The following is a 463-nucleotide window of genomic DNA, read 5'->3' on the forward strand; positions in this document are numbered from 1 at the left end:
GGCACCGAGCCTGAAAAAGCATGCAGAGTTATGAAGGATCGCTATAGTGGGTTGCAATGGTGCTTATTCCAGAGACCGAGCCCGGCGAAGAGGTCACTGTCCACTATATAGTGGAAACCAGAGACAAAACTGACAACACGGAGGAAACAGCAGACGTACAGGTTTCTGAACGAGCTGATGCGACTTGCTCGAAATTCATGAGACAGGAGATAGACAGACTGTTTGCCCCGGAATTACTGTCAGCCCTTCCCGAGGATCAAAAAAAAGAGCTGTTGGCGATAAAGGATACCCGTGATCAGAGACAACGTGTCAGACATATCACGATTTATTGTCGGCACTTCAGAGGAGCATCGGCGACCAGGAAAAAAAACCTTTTATTTTTCCTGCTAAAAGAAAGGCAGGGAGCTTGCTGTCATCGTACCCTGGTATTTACCGCTCTGTGCCGCTATTTCAATATTCCGGC

Origin of the sequence: Parendozoicomonas verongulae (assembly GCF_009711465.1) — a bacterium.
Lineage (GTDB): Bacteria > Pseudomonadota > Gammaproteobacteria > Pseudomonadales > Endozoicomonadaceae > Sansalvadorimonas > Sansalvadorimonas verongulae.